Origin of the sequence: Caenimonas sedimenti, from assembly GCF_007833165.1 — a bacterium.
In the GTDB taxonomy this organism is placed as follows: domain Bacteria; phylum Pseudomonadota; class Gammaproteobacteria; order Burkholderiales; family Burkholderiaceae_C; genus Ramlibacter; species Ramlibacter sedimenti.
The window spans coordinates 148,964-163,881 of sequence record NZ_VOBQ01000003.1; the positions used below are offsets into that span (position 1 = coordinate 148,964).

A 14,918-nucleotide genomic window follows, 5' to 3' on the forward strand; every position below is an offset into this window, starting at 1 on the left:
TCGGGGCGGCCTTTCCTATTCTGACCACCGGTTTTACAGCGTCATCCACAGGTTGTCAGCAGACTTGTCCGTAGACGCGCGGCCGCGTCGAACTTAAGCTTGCCGGTTGAAGAGAAGGGTCCCATGTCCGCAGTCCTGAGCGCCGTCGACGACGATTTTCCGCGCGACCGGCAGGTGGCGCAGCTGCGCATCCCGCCGCACTCCATCGAGGCCGAGTCCAGCGTGCTGGGCGGCCTGCTGCTGGACAACGGCGCCTGGGACCGCGTGGGCGACCTGCTGACCGACAGCGACTTCTACCGCTACGAGCACCGGCTGATCTACGCCTCGATCGGGGGCCTGATCAACGCCACGCGGCCGGCGGACGTGATCACGGTCTATGAGCAGCTGCAAAGCCTCGGCAAGGCCGAGGAGATCGGCGGGCTGCCGTACCTCAACGCCCTGGCCCAGTACGTGCCGAGTGCGGGCAACATCCGCCGCTACGCGGAGATCGTGCGCGAGCGCTCCATTTTGCGCAAGCTGGTGAGCGCCTCCGACGAGATCGCCACGGCCGCTTTCAACACCCAGGGCAAGGCGGTCGACAAGATCCTGGACGAGGCGGAGCAGAAGATCTTCCACATCGGGGAAGAGGGCTCGCGCATGAAGCAGGGCTTCCAGGGCATGGACAGCCTGGTCGTGCAGCTGCTGGACCGCGTGCAGGAGATGGCGGACAACCCGAACGACATCACGGGCGTGCCGACCGGCTTCTACGACCTGGATCGCATGACCTCGGGCATGCAGGCCGGCGACATGATCGTGCTGGCTGCGCGGCCTTCCATGGGCAAGACGGCGCTCGCGATCAACATCGCCGAGCACGTGGCGCTGAACGAAGGCCTGCCGGTCGCCGTGTTCTCCATGGAAATGGGCGCCAGCCAGCTCGCGGTGCGCATCGTCGGCTCCATCGGCCGCATCGACCAGATGCACCTGCGCACCGGCAAGCTGAGGGACGACGAATGGCCGCGCCTCACGGAAGCCATCGAGAAGCTGCGCAACATCTCGCTGCACATCGACGAGACGCCCGGCCTCACCACCAGCGAGCTGCGCGCCAATGCGCGCCGGCTGGCACGCCAGTGCGGCAAGCTCGGCCTGATCGTCGTCGACTACCTGCAGCTCATGAGCACCTCGGCCTCGATGAACGACGAGAACCGTGCCACCGCGGTGGGTGAAATCTCGCGCGGCCTGAAGATGCTCGCCAAGGAACTGCAGTGTCCGGTGATCGCGCTGTCGCAGCTGTCGCGCGGCGTCGAATCCCGCACCGACAAGCGCCCGATGATGAGCGACCTGCGTGAATCCGGCGCCATCGAGCAGGACGCCGACGTCATCATGTTCATCTACCGCGACGACTACTACAACAAGGACTCCAAGGAGCCCGGCGTCGCCGAGATCATCATCAGCAAGCAGCGCAACGGGCCGACCGGCACCGTCAAGCTGGCTTTCATGAAGGAGCTGACGCGCTTCGAGAGCCTGGCTTCGGGCAGCGCGGACTTCTAGCGGCTGGCTTTCTTCCGGGCGGCGGACTTCGGCTTCGCCGCCTTGGGTTTCTGGTTGCGCAGCGCGCATTCGAACGCATCGCGCGCCCATTCGGTCATGGCCTGCGCCTCGTCGAACACTTCCGGCGGGGCCTGGAAGTAGCGCAGCGACTTCCTTTCGCCCTTGGCGAGGTACGTGAAGGGCGGCAGGCCGCGGCCTTCGAAGCGGCCCACGTTGGCCTCGTCGGTCTTGAAATACAGCATGTCATCGGCGATCAGGGCGAACATGAGACCCGCGCGAAAGACGCCGCGGCCGCCGAACATGCGGCGGGCTTCCACCCCGCCGAGGCCGGCCATCTGTTCCACGACGAAGTCGGTGAAGTCGGATCTGGTCATCGGTTGGCGCCATATTGTGCGGCAACCCGGGAAACGCGCGCCGCGCTACTTCACCAGCAGGACGGGGACGGTGCAGTCGGTCACGACGCGCTGGGCCACGCTGCCCATGAGCGCTCGCCCGACGAGGCCGTGGCCGTGCGTCCCCATCACGATCATCTGGGCCTTGTCGCGCGCGGCCGCACGCACGATCTCTTCGCCGGCGTGACCGGCCACCCAGCGGCATTCCGCCGTGATTCCGTGGCGCCGCAGGAAGCGGTCCACGGGCTGCAGCACCTTCTCGGACTCTTCACGCTGGTAGTCACGGACGGCGGCCGCGCCGACCATCGTCTTGACGCGCGGCGGCATGGGCGGCTGCACATGCAGCACCAGGATTTCGGGCGCCGCGCCCGCCAGGCCTTCATGGGTGACCAGGAAGGCGAGCGCCTTCTTCGTGTAGGCGCTGCCGTCGACGGGGATCAGGATCTTCATGGAATTTCTTTCTCTGCTTCAACGCAGCACGAGGACGGGGATCGTGCCGTGCGTCAGCACGTGCTGCGTTTCGCTGCCGAGCAGCAGCCGCTTCAGCCCTTTTCGGCCGTGCGAAGCCATCACCACCAGGTCGCACTTGTGCCGGCGCGCCGCCGCCAGGATGGTTTCGGCCACCAGGTCGGCATGCATGGTCACGGCCTTGGCTTTCACCCCGGCCGCCGTCGCGGCGGCCTGCACCTGGGCCGCCACGGCCTGGCCTTGCTCCGCCCACTGCTTCTCGATGCGGGCGACCTGCGAGGATTCCAGCGAAACGCCACCCTCGAAATAGGCCGTGGGATAGCGTGGAACCACGTTCAGGACGACCAGTTCGGCGTCCAGGGCGCCGGCGAGCCCGATGGCGTGGCGCGTCGCCTTGCGGGACAGCGTGGACCCATCGGTGGGAACGAGGATGCGACGGTACATGGTGGATCTCCTGTGCGATGGAGCATAGATGGCCGTTGGGGTGCGGGCTTGATGCAGGTCAAAGGGCCCGCATCCCTGCACCTTTAGGCTTGGCCGATGCCTCCTGTCACTCTGTCCGTTGCCCTGCCCGCGGGCCTGCCGCACACCGAGGCGGGGACCACGTTGCTGGACGAGCGGCAGGAGTGGCAGGCATTCAGCCGCCCTGTGGGCACTGACGGCACGGATTGGGAGTCCTACCTGGCGATCGAAGGCATGCATTGCCCGGCGTGCTCGCTCGCCATCGAGCAGGCGCTCAACGGGCTGCCCGGCGTGCGCGGGGTGTCGGTCAACGGCGCCACGGCGATTGCGCGCATCACCTGGTCGCCGCAGGACGGTCGCCCGTCGCAGTGGTGGCCGGCGCTGCGCAAGGCCGGCTACGGAGCGATCCCGGCGGGTGACCAGCTCGCGGCCTTGTCGCGTCACGCGGCCGGGCGGCTGCTGTTGTGGCGCTGGCTGGTCGCCGGCTTCTGCATGATGCAGGTGATGATGTATGCCACACCGGCGTACGTCGCGGGACCGGGCGAGATGACGCCTGACGTCGCGGCCTTGCTGCGCTGGGCCTCGTGCCTGCTGACGTTGCCGGTGCTGCTCTTTTCCTGCCAGCCCTTCTTTGCCGCGGCGTGGCGGGACCTGCGCGCGGGGCGCGTCGGGATGGACGTGCCGGTGGCGCTCGGCGTCGCGATCGCGTTCGGCGCGAGCGTGGCCTCGACGATCGATCCCCAAGGCGTGTTTGCCGGCGAGGCCTGGTACGACTCCGTGACCATGTTCGTGTTCTTCCTGTTGTCCGGCCGGCTGCTGGAGCAGCGGCTGCGTGGCCGGACCGCCGGTGCCCTGGAGGCGCTGGCGCGGCGCTTGCCGCAGACCGCGGTCCGGGTGAAGCCGGATGGCACGCTGGAATCCGTCGCCGTGCGCCACCTGGCCGCCGGCGACCAGGTCGAAGTGCGCGCCGGCGAAATCATTCCCGCCGACGGCAAGGTTCTCACCGGCAGGAGCCGGGTGGATGAGGCCTTGCTGACCGGCGAATCGACGCCGCTCGCGCGCGCGGCCGGCGACCCCGTGGTAGCGGGCAGCCACAACCTGACCGGCACGCTGCGCGTGGCCGTCGAACGCGTGGGCGCGGCGACGCGCCACGGCGAGATCGTCGCCCTGATGGAGCGTGCGGCGGCGGACAAACCCAAGCTCGCCCAGCTCGCGGACCGGATCGCGTCGCCCTTTCTCGTGTTTGTGCTCGTTTCCGCTGCCGGGGCCGCGTTGTGGTGGTGGCCCCAAGGGCCAGGCCAGGCGTTGAGCGTTGCCGTCGCCGTGCTGATCGTCACCTGCCCGTGCGCGCTCTCGCTGGCCACGCCGGCCGCCAGCCTCGCCGCTGCCGGCGCGCTGGCACGGCGCGGTGTGCTGGTGCGCAGGCTCGAAGCGCTCGAGGCCGCCGCGTCGCTGGACACGGTGGTGTTCGACAAGACGGGCACGCTCACCGTGGACCGCATGTCGGTCCAGGCCATCCACACGCGGCCCGGGACGGCGCAAGGGGATGCGCTGCGGTTCGCCGCCGCGCTGGCCCGGCATTCGCTGCATCCTGCCTCACGCGCGATCGCCGCCATGGCGGGCAGCGTGGGCTGGACGGCCTCCGGAGTCGAGGAGCACCCCGGCGCTGGTGTCACGGGCCTGGTGGCCGGGGACAGCGGGTGGCAGCCGCGCCGCTTGCGGCTGGGCTCGGCGGCCTTCTGCCGTGCGGCCGGCGGCGCGGCCACCGCGGTCCACCTGGCCGACGATGCCGGATGGATTGCCAGCTTCGAACTCGACGAAACACTGCGGCCCGGGGCGATGCAGGCGATCGGGACGCTCCAGCGGATGCGGCTGGACGTCGAGGTGCTCTCCGGCGACCACGACGCCGCCGTGCAGCGCCTGGCATTGCGGGCGGGCATCCCCCGCGCGGCAGGGGGCAGCACGCCGGCCGGCAAGCTGGCACGCGTCGAATCGCTTCAGGCCGCGGGCCGGCGCGTCGCAATGGTGGGCGACGGCATGAACGATGGCCCGGTGCTCGCGCGCGCCGACGTGTCCATCGCCATGGGGGAGGGTGTCCCCGTCGCACAGGCGCGGTCCGACTTCATCGTCCTCGGCGGCCGCCTGGACGCCGTGCCGCTGCTGTTGCGCCAGGCCCGGCGTGCGCGCCGCGTGATGCGCCAGAACCTGGGCTGGGCGGCCGGCTACAACGCCGTCTGCGTGCCGCTGGCGCTCGCGGGCGCGATGCCGCCCTGGCTGGCCGGCCTGGGCATGGCGCTGAGTTCGCTTGGCGTCGTCGCCAATGCGGCGCGGCTGTCGGTTCTGAGGGAAGACTGAGCATGGACATCCTCTTCGTGCTCATTCCGCTGTCGGTGGCTCTGGCGCTCGTCGTGCTGGGCGGCCTGGCCTGGGCGGTCTGGCGTGGCCAGTTCGAGTCGCTCGACGCCGAGGGCGAGCGGATTCTGCATTCCGATTGATCTCGCTCAAACGCCGCGGCGGCGCGCGGTTCGACACTGACGGCTACTCATCAAGGTGCTCCATGAACGACCCCGCAGCTTCCACGACCTACGACGACACTGCCGTCCGCCAGTTCTCGCTGATGGCCGTGGTCTGGGGCGTGGTGGGCATGGCGGTCGGCGTGCTGATCGCGGCCCAGCTCGCCTGGCCTGAACTCAACTTCGGCATCCCGTGGCTCAGCTACGGGCGCCTGCGGCCGCTGCACACCAACGCGGTGATCTTCGCCTTCGGCGGCTGCGGGCTGTTCGCCACGAGCTACTACGTGGTACAGCGGACCTGCCAGGTGCGCCTGTTCATGCCGAAGCTCGCTTCGTTCACGTTCTGGGGCTGGCAGGCGGTGATCGTCGCCGCCGCCGTCAGCCTGCCCCTGGGCTACACCTCCGGCAAGGAATACGCCGAACTCGAGTGGCCCATCGACATCCTGATCACGTTCGTGTGGGTCTCCTACGCGATCGTCTTCTTCGGCACGGTGGGCACGCGCAAGGTGAAGCACATCTACGTGGCCAACTGGTTCTTCGGCGCATTCATCCTGGCGGTGGCGCTGCTGCACGTGGTGAACAGCGCGGCCATCCCGGCGGGGTGGATGAAGTCGTACTCGGCGTATGCCGGCGTGCAGGACGCGATGATCCAGTGGTGGTACGGCCACAACGCGGTCGGCTTCTTCCTCACCACCGGCTTCCTCGGGATGATGTACTACTTCATCCCCAAGCAGGCCGAGCGGCCGGTGTACAGCTACCGGCTGTCGATCGTGCACTTCTGGGCGCTGATCTTCACCTACATGTGGGCGGGCCCGCACCATCTGCACTACACGGCGCTGCCGGACTGGACGCAGTCCATCGGCATGATCTTCTCGCTGATCCTGCTGGCGCCGAGCTGGGGCGGGATGATCAACGGGATCATGACGCTCTCCGGTGCGTGGCACAAGCTGCGCGACGACCCGGTGCTCCGCTTCATGATCGTGGCGCTCTCCTTCTACGGCATGGCCACGTTCGAGGGCCCGCTGATGTCGATCAAGACCGTGAATGCCTTGTCGCACTACACGGACTGGACGGTCGGCCACGTGCACGCCGGCGCGCTGGGCTGGGTCGGGCTGATCACGATGGGTTCGCTCTACTACCTGATCCCGCGCCTGTTCGGCCAGAAGAAGATGTACTCCGTGCCCGCGATCGAGCTGCACTTCTGGGTGGCCACGATCGGCATCGTCCTCTACATCGCCGCCATGTGGATCGCCGGCGTGATGCAGGGCCTGATGTGGCGCGCGCTCAATGCCGACGGGACCCTCACCTACACCTTCGTCGAATCCGTGAAGGCCACCTACCCGTTCTACGTGATCCGGCTGGTGGGCGGGCTGATGTACCTGGGCGGGATGTGCGTGATGGCGTGGAACACCTGGATGACCGTGGCCAACGGCCGCTCCGCCCGGGCCGTCATCCCGGCGGCTGCGCAACCGGCCTGAAAGCAGAGAACACACACCATGAGCGACAACAGCACCCCCGCCGCCGGATTCACCCATGAAAAAGTGGAGACCAACAATTTCCTGATGATCGTGCTGATCCTGCTGGTCATCGCCATCGGCGGCCTGGTCGAGATCGTCCCGCTGTTCTTCCAGAAGTCCACCACCGAGCCGGTGCTCGGGGTGAAGCCCTACACGGCGCTGCAACTGGCCGGGCGGGACATCTACCTGCGCGAAGGCTGCTACAACTGCCATTCGCAGATGATCCGGCCGTTCCGCGCCGAGACGCTGCGCTACGGCCACTACTCGGTGGCCGGCGAATTCGTCTATGACCACCCCTTCCAGTGGGGCAGCAAGCGCACGGGCCCGGACCTGCATCGTGTCGGCGGCAAGTACAGCGACGAGTGGCATCGCATCCACATGAACAACCCGCGCGACCTGGTGCCGGAATCGAACATGCCGGCCTACCCGTGGCTGGAGAAGGCCAACGTGGATCCGGCCGACATGGCGCCGCGCATGAAGGCATTGCGCATGGTGGGCGTGCCTTACACCGACGGCGAGATCGCCAAGGCCGCCGCCGACGTCAAGGGCAAGACGGAAATGGATGCCCTGGTCGCCTACCTGCAATCGCTAGGCCTCGCGCTGAAATAGGAGCTTACTGATGGACGTCACCCTGCTGCGCATCGCGGCCACCCTCGCCAGCTTCGCCACCTTCATCGGGATCGCCGTCTGGGCTTACGCGCGCAGCAACGGACCGCGCTTCGAGGAAGCGGCCAGGCTGCCCTTCGACCAGGACTGAAGGGGCAGCGATGAGCGATTTCAACCATGCCTTCTGGTCCATCGCCGTGGCGGCTACCACGCTGGTGGGCATCGCAGCCTGCCTGCTGCTGCTGTGGATCACCTCCCGCAAGAAGGTGGCGGCCTCCAGCGACAACACTACCGGCCACGTATGGGACGGCGACCTGACCGAGATGAACAACCCGCTGCCCATGTGGTGGGTGTGGCTCTTCATCGGCACCATCGTCTTCTCGCTGCTGTACCTGGTGGCCTACCCGGGCCTCGGCACCTATGAGGGAGAGCTGAAGTGGTCCACCCGCGGCGAGTATGAGGCGGAGATGGCGCAGGCAGACAAGGCGCTTGCGCCGCTGTATGCGCAGTTCACCGCGCGCAAGCCCGAGGAACTGGCGGGCGATGCCCCGGCCATGGCCATCGGCGAGCGCCTGTTCATGAACAACTGCGCGCAGTGCCACGGCTCCGACGCGCGCGGCAGCAAGGGCTTCCCGAACCTGACCGACACCGACTGGCTGCATGGCGGCTCGCCCGGCCAGGTCGCCGAGAGCATCACCAAGGGACGGACCGGCGCGATGCCACCCATGGCGGCGGCCGTGGGCACGACCGATGACGTCAAGAACGTGGCGCACTACGTGCTGAGTCTGTCGAACGCGCCGCATGACTCGTTGCGTGCGCAGCTCGGCAAGAGCAAGTTCAGCGCGTGCGCGGCCTGTCATGGAGCCACAGGGAAGGGCAACCCCGCCCTGGGCGCTCCCAATCTCGCCGACGACGTGTGGCTGCATGGATGGGGCGAACAGGCCATCATCGACATCGTCAACCACGGCAAGACGAGCGCGATGCCCGCGCAATCCGGCAAGCTGACGGACGCGCAGATCCATGTGCTGGGCGCGTATGTCTGGGGGCTCTCGAACCGGCCGCCGCCGGCCCCTCGCCACTGAGGAAAGCCGTGCGCACCTGATCCAGGTCAAACCCGCCGGGCCCCGGCCGCAGCACCATGGATGCCATGAAAGTGATTCCCATCTTCCCCGCCCCGGCGGAGGGCCAGTCCCTCTACGAGTCGCACCAGAAGATCTATCCGCGCTCCGTCAACGGCCTGTATGCGCGCTGGCGCTGGGCCTTCGTCGCACTCACCCAGCTCGTCTTTTACGGCCTGCCCTGGCTGCCCTGGGGCGAGCGGCAGGCGGTCCTCTTCGACCTGGCCGCCCGGCGCTTCTACATCTTCGGCTACGTTCTCTACCCGCAGGACTTCATCTACCTCACGGGTTTGCTGGTGATCAGCGCGCTGTCGCTGTTCCTCTTCACCGCGGTGGCCGGCCGGCTCTGGTGCGGTTTCGCCTGCCCGCAGACGGTCTACACCGAGATGTTCCTTTGGATCGAGCGCAAGGTCGAGGGCGAGCGCGGCGCCCGCATGAAGCTCGACGGCGGGCCGTTCTCACTGGAAAAGCTCGTCAAGAAGTGGTTCAAGCACGTGCTGTGGCTGGGGCTGGCGATGTGGACCGGCTTCACCTTCGTCGGCTACTTCACGCCCGTCCAGGACCTGGGCCTGGCGTTCCTGCAGACGCGCATGGGCTCCTGGGAGGTGTTCTGGGTGTTCTTCTATGCCTTGGCCACCTATGGCAATGCCGGCTTCCTGCGCGAGCAGGTGTGCAAGTACATGTGCCCATACGCGCGCTTCCAGAGCGCCATGTTCGACAAGGACACGCTGGTCGTCAGCTATGACACGGCGCGCGGCGAGCCGCGCGGGACGCGAGGCCGCAACGACGACCTGCACGTATTGCGGCTGGGCGCTTGCATCGACTGCACCTTGTGCGTCCAGGTCTGTCCGACCGGCATCGACATCCGCCAGGGCCTGCAGTACGAATGCATCGGCTGCGCCGCCTGCGTCGATGTGTGCGACGGGGTGATGGACAAGATGCGCTATCCGCGCGGGCTGATCCGCTTCACCACGCAAGCGGCGCTGGCGGCCGGCGCTGGGCGCGACGCCATCTGGCGGCGCGTGCTGCGTGCGCGTGTCCTCGTCTATGCGACGCTGCTGCTGCTGCTGGTCGCCGGCATGATGTTCAGCCTGGCCCTGCGGACGCCGCTGAAGGTGGACGTGGTACGCGACCGTGCCGCACTGTCGCGCATCGTCGCGGGTGGCCGGCTGGAGAACGTCTACCGGTTGCAGGTGATGAACGCCACCGAACGGCCGCAGCGCTATCGCATCGCGGCCGAGGGCCTGCCTGGCCTTTCCGTGGCGTCGGAGACCGAAGCCTCGGTGGGCCCGGCCGAGTCGCGGTGGGTCGCGGTCCGCCTGCAGATCCCCTACGGGTCGGCCACGCCCGGCTCGCATCCCATCCTGTTTCGCATCGAGGATGCCACCGGCGAGTCGCGCGTGAGCGAGAAATCGGTCTTCCTGGTGCCACGTTGAAAGAAGGAGACAAGCATGTCGCAGCCGCATGAGCATCCCGCCGAGCCCTGGTGGAAGCACGGCCACGTCTGGCTGCTGATCGCGGGGCCGGCGACGGTCGTGGTGGCCGGTATCCTGACGGTCTGGATCGCCATCGCCAGGCCGGACCCGGTGGTGGCGCAGGACTACTACCGGCGGGGCGTCGGGATCAACAAGACGCTGCGCGACAAGTCGCTGCTGCCCGCCATGCAGGGCCGCAACCATGCCGCCACGCCGGCCCCGGCGCCCGCCGCGGCGCCCTGACATGAGCCGGCTCGTCTGGATCTGGCCCGCTTTCCTGGCGGCTTGCGCACTCGAAGCGGCCGTGTTCGCCTTCGTCGACCCGCTGGAGCTGCACTGGGCTGGCCACGCGCTGGGCTGGTCGCGCCAGGGGGCGTACACGGCGGCCTTCTTCGCGTTCTGGGCCGTCAGCGGCGCCGCATGCGGGCTCACCGCGTGGCTGCAGAGTTCGCCGGCCGAACTGAAGGTGGACAAAGCGCGCCGTACCTTGGGGTAAATTCCACGGGTGACCGCACCCGACTCCACCCGCGACACCGCCGCCGCGCGCCTCGGCGGCCTGCTCGACTCGGCCATGGACGGGATCATTTCGGTCGATGCCGGCCAGTGCATCGTGCTCTACAACCGGGCCGCAGAGAAGATCTTCGGCTGGCGGGCCGACCAGGTGATGGGCCAGCGCCTGGAGATGCTGATCCCCGAGCGCTTCCGCGCCGGTCACGAGGCGCAGGTCCGCCAGTTCGGCCACACGGGCATCACCTCCCGCCGCATGGGCGGCCGCACCTTGGTGTACGGCCTGCGCGCCAGCGGCGAAGAGTTCCCGATCGACGCGTCGATCTCGCAGCTCGCCACCGCCGAAGGCACGGTCTACACCGTGATCCTGCGTGACGTGACGGAACGCGTGCGCGCGCAGGAGGAGCTCGCGGCCTTCGCCGCCGAGGCGAGCGGCGTGCGGGAGCAGGAGAAAAGCCGCATCGCCCGGGAACTGCACGATGAACTCGCGCAGTCCCTGACCGCCTTGAAGATGGACACCATCTGGGTGCGCCAGAACTTGCAGGAGGACCCGGCCGGCGCTACCGCGAAGTTGTCGCAGATGCTCGCGCTGCTCGATGCCAGCGTGGCGGCCACGCGGCGGATCTCGTCCGACTTGCGCCCGCTGGTGCTGGACGACCTGGGCCTGGTGCCCGCCATCGAATGGGCGGTGCAGAACTTCAGCCAGCGTACCGGCGTTCCTTGCTCGCTGGAGGCGGATGAGGCACTCGAACTGGAGGAGCCGTACGCGACGGCGGTGTTCCGCATCGTCCAGGAATCGCTGGCCAACGTGGGCAAGCATGCGCGCGCGCGCCAGGCCTGGGTGCGCGTGGCGAGGGAAGTCGGCGACATGGTGCTGGAGGTGCGCGACGATGGTGCGGGGTTCGACACGGCCGGGCCCCGCAAGCCGCAATCGCTCGGCCTGGTCGGTCTGCGCGAACGGGCCCACCTGCTCAAGGGCGAAGTGCGGGTCTCCAGCGCCCCAGGGCAAGGCACGGTCGTTCGCGCCCGCATCCCGGTGGGAGCGGCCGCATGACGGTCCGCATCCTGCTGGCCGACGACCATGCCATCGTGCGCGAAGGCTTGAAGCGCATTGTGGGCGACGTCGCGGATTTCACCGTGGCCGGCGAGGCGGGTGACGGCACGGAGGTGATGCAACGGGTGCGCGAACTGGAATTCGACGTGCTCGTGCTCGACCTGTCGATGCCGGGGCGCAGCGGCATGGAGCTGATCAAGCTGGTGAAGGCCGAGAAGCCCAAGCTCCGGATCCTGGTCCTGAGCATGCACCAGGAGATGCAGTACGCCGTCCGCGCCATCAAGTCGGGCGCGAGCGGCTACCTCACCAAGGAGAGCGCGCCGGCGCAGCTGGAGCAGGCGATCCGCAAGATCGCGGCCGGCGGCGCCTACATCAGCGCGGAAGTCGCCGAGCAGCTCGCGCTCGGGGCCATGCCGGGCGCAAGCGCCGCGGCGCCGCACGAGACCTTGTCGGACCGGGAGTTCGAGGTCTTCCGGCTGCTCGTGACCGGGGTGTCCGTCACCGACATCGCGGGCCAGCTCCACCTCTCCGTGAAGACCGTGAGCACGCACAAGGCCAACCTGATGCAGAAGCTGGGGCTGGCGAACCAGACGGAACTGGTGCGCTATGCGATCCGCCACGGGTTGGCCGACGACGGCTCCGGTTCCTAGGAATTTTCCTAGGCGGACTAGCCGTCCGCCACCCCTCACTCCCGGAGTCGGACGAGGCAGCGATTCAGCCGCCACCGATGTCCGGAACGCGTCGCCGCCGGCAAAGTACCGGACATGGACGCAAGCCAGCCACTGAGGGTCTTTCTCGCCGACGACTCCGCCGCCATCCGCCAGCGTGTCGCCGTGTTGCTGGCCGGGTCGGAGATGGCCATCGTCGGTGAAGGGGAAACCCCCGCCGCCTGCATCGCGGGGATCCTGGGCGCGCAGCCGGATGTCGTGGTGCTCGACGCCCAGCTCGACGGCGGCACCGGCCTGGACGTGTTGCGGGCGGTCCGCGGCGCGGCGCCCGGCATTGCCTTCATCGTCTTCACCAACAACGCCGGACCGGCCTACCGCAAGCGCTACCTCGCCGAAGGCGCCGTGGGCTTCCTGGACAAGAGCGGCGAGTTCGACCAGCTGGCAGGCGCGGTCGTCCGCGCCTGCCGCACGCATTGACTTCGAGGAGCGAGAAACGTGAACACCAGCACTTCCCAGGCCACCGTGCCCCTGCGCCATCTTCCCCGTGGCACCAGCCAGGCTCCGGCCATCGCGCCGCTCAAGACGCAGTGCTCCACCTGCCACCTGCGCGACCTGTGCCTGCCGTGCGGCATGACCGGCAGCGACATGGACCGGCTGGACGGCCTCCAGTTCAGCCGGCGCCAGGTGAAGAGCGGGCAGCCCCTCTTCCACGCCGGGGACAAGTTCCACTCGATCTACGCCGTGCGCAGCGGCACCTTCAAGTCGAGCCTGATGCTCAAGGACGGCCGCGAGCAGGTGAGCGGCTTCCACATGGCCGGCGAGCTGATGGGGCTCGACGGGCTGGCCCACGGCGCGCACGCCAGCACCGCGATCGCCCTGGAGGACGCCGAGATCTGTTCCATCCCTTACGCGCCCCTGGCCGAACTGGCGGTCGGCAGCGCCGACATGCAGATGATCCTCGGCAAGCTGATGAGCCGCGAGATCGTGCGCGAGCACGGCTTGATGATGCTGCTCGGCAGCATGAGCGCGGAGGAGCGGCTGGCGGCCTTCCTGCTGAACATCTCCCAGCGCATGAAGGCGCGCGGCTACTCGCCCACCGAGTTCCACCTGCGCATGTCGCGCGCCGAGATCGGCAGCTACCTGGGCCTGAAGCTGGAGACCGTGAGCCGCGCATTCTCGGCCTTCCAGGCGCAGGGCCTGCTGCAGGTCGACAAGCGCCACATCCGCATCGTCGACCTCGAGGGCCTGGTGCGCGCATTCGAAGCGAGGGTGCATTGAAAGCCGCCGCCGTCATCCGCGATGAACACGCGGCCTTGCGCGCCGTCCTGCACGCGCTGCAGCTGAAGCTGCGCGAGGGGCCGGGCGACGACGCGGAGCGCTTCTTCGACGTGCTGCGGGCCATGCTGTTCTACATCGACGAATTCCCGGAGAAGCTGCACCACCCGCGCGAGTCGGACCTGCTCTTTCCCAGGATCGCCCGGGCCCGGCCGGCGCTGCTGCCCTTGATCCGGCGGCTGGAGTTCGACCACATGCGGGGCGAGGGCCGGGTGCGCGAACTGCAGCACCAGCTGCTCGCCTGGGAGCTGGCCGGGGAAAGCCGGCGTTCCGAGTTCGAAGAGGCGGCCGACGCCTACGCGCGGTTCTACCTCGAGCACATGCGCGTCGAGGAGGCTGAACTGCTGCCGGCGGCGCTCGAATTCCTGGATGCAAGCGATTGGGTGGAACTCGATGCCGCCTTCGTGCCGGATCCACTCGCGGGCGGGAGCAAGGCGGGCTATGAGCGGCTCCTTTCGCGCGTCGCGCTGGCTGTACCCGGGCATGGCGTCGCTGTGGCACGGGTCGCCGATCCAGGGTGAGCAGACGATGAGCACGGCTCTGGCGGCCACCGCGCTGCTGATGGGACTGGCCGGCGGACCGCACTGCGCCGTGATGTGCGGCGCGGCGTGCGCTGGCGTGGCCCGGGCCGGCCGGGGCGGTCCGTGGCGATCGCTCTGGGCTTTCCAGGGCGGGCGCCTGACCGGCTATGCGCTCGCCGGGGCGGCCGTGGCGCAAGCGGTGGGAACCTTCGCCTGGCTGTCGCAGCAGGCGGCCGTGCTGCGGCCCGTCTTCACCGTGCTCCATCTCGGCGTGCTGGCATGGGGCCTCACATTGCTGGTGCTGGCGCGGCAACCCGAATGGGTCGCGCTGGCCGGGCGCCGGGTGTGGGATCGCGTGCGGCCGCAAGCGGCGCGCGGTGGCGGCGTCTTCGCGACGGGGGTGCTCTGGGCCTTCATGCCATGCGGGTTGCTCTACTCCGCCCTGCTCGTGGCATCGCTCACAGGCGATGCACTCGAGGGCGCGCTCGCCATGGCCTTGTTCGCCCTCGGGAGCGGCGTTCCACTGGCGATGGCTCCGGCGCTCCTGGCGCGCGTCCATGCGTTCGGCGACCGGTTCCGCCAGGGCGCGGGCACCCGCGCGGCGGGTGCCGTCCTCGTGCTGGCGGCGGCCGCGGGCCTGTGGAGCGAAACGGCGCACCGCATCGCCGCGTGGTGCGGGCTGTGAAGGCCGCTGGTCACCAAGGAAAACGATGCTTCTGGAAGCCGTCCTCAGTGTCAGGGACGTCGGCAGGCTC

General features: G+C 68.6%; 19 protein-coding genes. 16 read left to right on the forward strand and 3 right to left on the reverse strand.

The window, feature by feature from the left end; genetic code table 11:
- The first annotated feature begins 123 nt into the window (after positions 1-123).
- The gene (gene dnaB / locus FN976_RS03915) at positions 124-1,527 is read left to right on the forward strand and encodes a replicative DNA helicase (protein WP_145891184.1); all 1,404 of its coding nucleotides are present in this window, start codon (positions 124-126) and stop codon (positions 1,525-1,527) included.
- Here the strand turns inward: dnaB and FN976_RS03920 are convergent.
- The 3 genes from FN976_RS03920 to FN976_RS03930 are packed head-to-tail and all read right to left on the reverse strand — an operon-like array spanning position 1,524 to position 2,831.
- Positions 1,524-1,901 (reverse strand): TfoX/Sxy family protein, encoded by a 378-nt coding sequence (locus FN976_RS03920; protein ID WP_186510743.1) that lies wholly within the window; start codon positions 1,899-1,901, stop codon positions 1,524-1,526. The two genes, dnaB and FN976_RS03920, sit on opposite strands and share 4 nt — an antisense overlap.
- A 45-nt stretch (positions 1,902-1,946) precedes the next feature.
- A complete protein-coding gene (locus FN976_RS03925) occupies positions 1,947-2,369 on the reverse strand; it encodes a universal stress protein (RefSeq protein WP_145891186.1) in 423 nt (140 codons plus the stop codon).
- An 18-nt stretch (positions 2,370-2,387) separates the two neighbouring features.
- Positions 2,388-2,831 (reverse strand): universal stress protein, encoded by a 444-nt coding sequence (locus tag FN976_RS03930; RefSeq protein ID WP_145891188.1) that lies wholly within the window; start codon positions 2,829-2,831, stop codon positions 2,388-2,390.
- Positions 2,832-2,927: 96 nt separating this feature from the next.
- On the opposite strand from FN976_RS03930, the gene FN976_RS03935 reads away from it, so the two are divergent.
- From FN976_RS03935 to FN976_RS04005, 15 genes are all read left to right on the forward strand, one after another.
- A complete protein-coding gene (locus tag FN976_RS03935; RefSeq protein WP_145891190.1) occupies positions 2,928-5,204 on the forward strand; it encodes a heavy metal translocating P-type ATPase in 2,277 nt (758 codons plus the stop codon).
- 2 nt (positions 5,205-5,206) lie between these two features.
- Positions 5,207-5,344, forward strand: a complete 138-nt coding sequence (gene ccoS / locus FN976_RS03940; protein ID WP_145891192.1) for a cbb3-type cytochrome oxidase assembly protein CcoS — start codon at positions 5,207-5,209, stop codon at positions 5,342-5,344.
- A gap of 62 nt (positions 5,345-5,406) precedes the next feature.
- Positions 5,407-6,840, forward strand: a complete 1,434-nt coding sequence (gene ccoN / locus FN976_RS03945; RefSeq protein WP_145891193.1) for a cytochrome-c oxidase, cbb3-type subunit I — start codon at positions 5,407-5,409, stop codon at positions 6,838-6,840.
- A gap of 18 nt (positions 6,841-6,858) precedes the next feature.
- Positions 6,859-7,488, forward strand: coding sequence for a cytochrome-c oxidase, cbb3-type subunit II (gene ccoO / locus FN976_RS03950; protein ID WP_145891195.1), 630 nt, complete (start codon positions 6,859-6,861; stop codon positions 7,486-7,488).
- A 10-nt stretch (positions 7,489-7,498) separates the two neighbouring features.
- Positions 7,499-7,636 carry a cbb3-type cytochrome oxidase subunit 3 gene (locus tag FN976_RS03955; protein ID WP_145891197.1) on the forward strand — a complete coding sequence of 46 codons (138 nt, stop codon included), beginning with the start codon at positions 7,499-7,501 and terminating at the stop codon, positions 7,634-7,636.
- Between the two features lie 10 nt (positions 7,637-7,646).
- Positions 7,647-8,567 (forward strand): cytochrome-c oxidase, cbb3-type subunit III, encoded by a 921-nt coding sequence (gene ccoP, locus FN976_RS03960; RefSeq protein ID WP_145891199.1) that lies wholly within the window; start codon positions 7,647-7,649, stop codon positions 8,565-8,567.
- A gap of 56 nt (positions 8,568-8,623) precedes the next feature.
- Positions 8,624-10,039 carry a cytochrome c oxidase accessory protein CcoG gene (ccoG, locus tag FN976_RS03965; RefSeq protein WP_145891201.1) on the forward strand — a complete coding sequence of 472 codons (1,416 nt, stop codon included), beginning with the start codon at positions 8,624-8,626 and terminating at the stop codon, positions 10,037-10,039.
- Positions 10,040-10,054: 15 nt separating this feature from the next.
- Complete coding sequence (locus FN976_RS03970; protein ID WP_145891203.1) at positions 10,055-10,321, forward strand: FixH family protein; 267 nt, start codon at positions 10,055-10,057, stop codon at positions 10,319-10,321.
- A gap of 1 nt (position 10,322) precedes the next feature.
- Complete coding sequence (locus FN976_RS03975; RefSeq protein WP_145891207.1) at positions 10,323-10,574, forward strand: hypothetical protein; 252 nt, start codon at positions 10,323-10,325, stop codon at positions 10,572-10,574.
- A 9-nt stretch (positions 10,575-10,583) separates the two neighbouring features.
- On the forward strand, positions 10,584-11,639 hold the full coding sequence (locus FN976_RS03980; protein WP_255440115.1) for a sensor histidine kinase: 1,056 nt from the start codon (positions 10,584-10,586) through the stop codon (positions 11,637-11,639).
- Positions 11,636-12,289: a response regulator gene (locus tag FN976_RS03985; RefSeq protein ID WP_145891209.1), complete on the forward strand. Its 654-nt coding sequence runs from the start codon at positions 11,636-11,638 to the stop codon at positions 12,287-12,289. Before FN976_RS03980 ends, FN976_RS03985 begins: the two co-directional genes overlap by 4 nt.
- A 114-nt stretch (positions 12,290-12,403) precedes the next feature.
- Positions 12,404-12,784 (forward strand): response regulator, encoded by a 381-nt coding sequence (locus FN976_RS03990; RefSeq protein ID WP_145891211.1) that lies wholly within the window; start codon positions 12,404-12,406, stop codon positions 12,782-12,784.
- 45 nt (positions 12,785-12,829) lie between these two features.
- Complete coding sequence (locus FN976_RS03995; protein WP_432417846.1) at positions 12,830-13,585, forward strand: helix-turn-helix domain-containing protein; 756 nt, start codon at positions 12,830-12,832, stop codon at positions 13,583-13,585.
- Positions 13,582-14,163 carry a hemerythrin domain-containing protein gene (locus FN976_RS04000; RefSeq protein ID WP_145891213.1) on the forward strand — a complete coding sequence of 194 codons (582 nt, stop codon included), beginning with the start codon at positions 13,582-13,584 and terminating at the stop codon, positions 14,161-14,163. Before FN976_RS03995 ends, FN976_RS04000 begins: the two co-directional genes overlap by 4 nt.
- Complete coding sequence (locus FN976_RS04005; protein ID WP_255440116.1) at positions 14,084-14,848, forward strand: sulfite exporter TauE/SafE family protein; 765 nt, start codon at positions 14,084-14,086, stop codon at positions 14,846-14,848. The genes FN976_RS04000 and FN976_RS04005 overlap by 80 nt, the downstream gene beginning before the upstream one ends.
- Positions 14,849-14,918: the final 70 nt, after the last annotated feature.

Bases quoted from the DNA above. Each gene is read 5' to 3' on its own strand.
- dnaB (WP_145891184.1), top strand. From the start codon at position 124: ATGTCCGCAGTCCTGAGCGCCGTCGACGACGATTTTCCGCGCGACCGG.
- FN976_RS03920 (WP_186510743.1), bottom strand. From the start codon at position 1,901: ATGACCAGATCCGACTTCACCGACTTCGTCGTGGAACAGATGGCCGGC.
- FN976_RS03925 (WP_145891186.1), bottom strand. From the start codon at position 2,369: ATGAAGATCCTGATCCCCGTCGACGGCAGCGCCTACACGAAGAAGGCG.
- FN976_RS03930 (WP_145891188.1), bottom strand. From the start codon at position 2,831: ATGTACCGTCGCATCCTCGTTCCCACCGATGGGTCCACGCTGTCCCGC.
- FN976_RS03935 (WP_145891190.1), top strand. From the start codon at position 2,928: ATGCCTCCTGTCACTCTGTCCGTTGCCCTGCCCGCGGGCCTGCCGCAC.
- ccoS (WP_145891192.1), top strand. From the start codon at position 5,207: ATGGACATCCTCTTCGTGCTCATTCCGCTGTCGGTGGCTCTGGCGCTC.
- ccoN (WP_145891193.1), top strand. From the start codon at position 5,407: ATGAACGACCCCGCAGCTTCCACGACCTACGACGACACTGCCGTCCGC.
- ccoO (WP_145891195.1), top strand. From the start codon at position 6,859: ATGAGCGACAACAGCACCCCCGCCGCCGGATTCACCCATGAAAAAGTG.
- FN976_RS03955 (WP_145891197.1), top strand. From the start codon at position 7,499: ATGGACGTCACCCTGCTGCGCATCGCGGCCACCCTCGCCAGCTTCGCC.
- ccoP (WP_145891199.1), top strand. From the start codon at position 7,647: ATGAGCGATTTCAACCATGCCTTCTGGTCCATCGCCGTGGCGGCTACC.
- ccoG (WP_145891201.1), top strand. From the start codon at position 8,624: ATGGATGCCATGAAAGTGATTCCCATCTTCCCCGCCCCGGCGGAGGGC.
- FN976_RS03970 (WP_145891203.1), top strand. From the start codon at position 10,055: ATGTCGCAGCCGCATGAGCATCCCGCCGAGCCCTGGTGGAAGCACGGC.
- FN976_RS03975 (WP_145891207.1), top strand. From the start codon at position 10,323: ATGAGCCGGCTCGTCTGGATCTGGCCCGCTTTCCTGGCGGCTTGCGCA.
- FN976_RS03985 (WP_145891209.1), top strand. From the start codon at position 11,636: ATGACGGTCCGCATCCTGCTGGCCGACGACCATGCCATCGTGCGCGAA.
- FN976_RS03990 (WP_145891211.1), top strand. From the start codon at position 12,404: ATGGACGCAAGCCAGCCACTGAGGGTCTTTCTCGCCGACGACTCCGCC.
- FN976_RS04005 (WP_255440116.1), top strand. From the start codon at position 14,084: ATGAGCGGCTCCTTTCGCGCGTCGCGCTGGCTGTACCCGGGCATGGCG.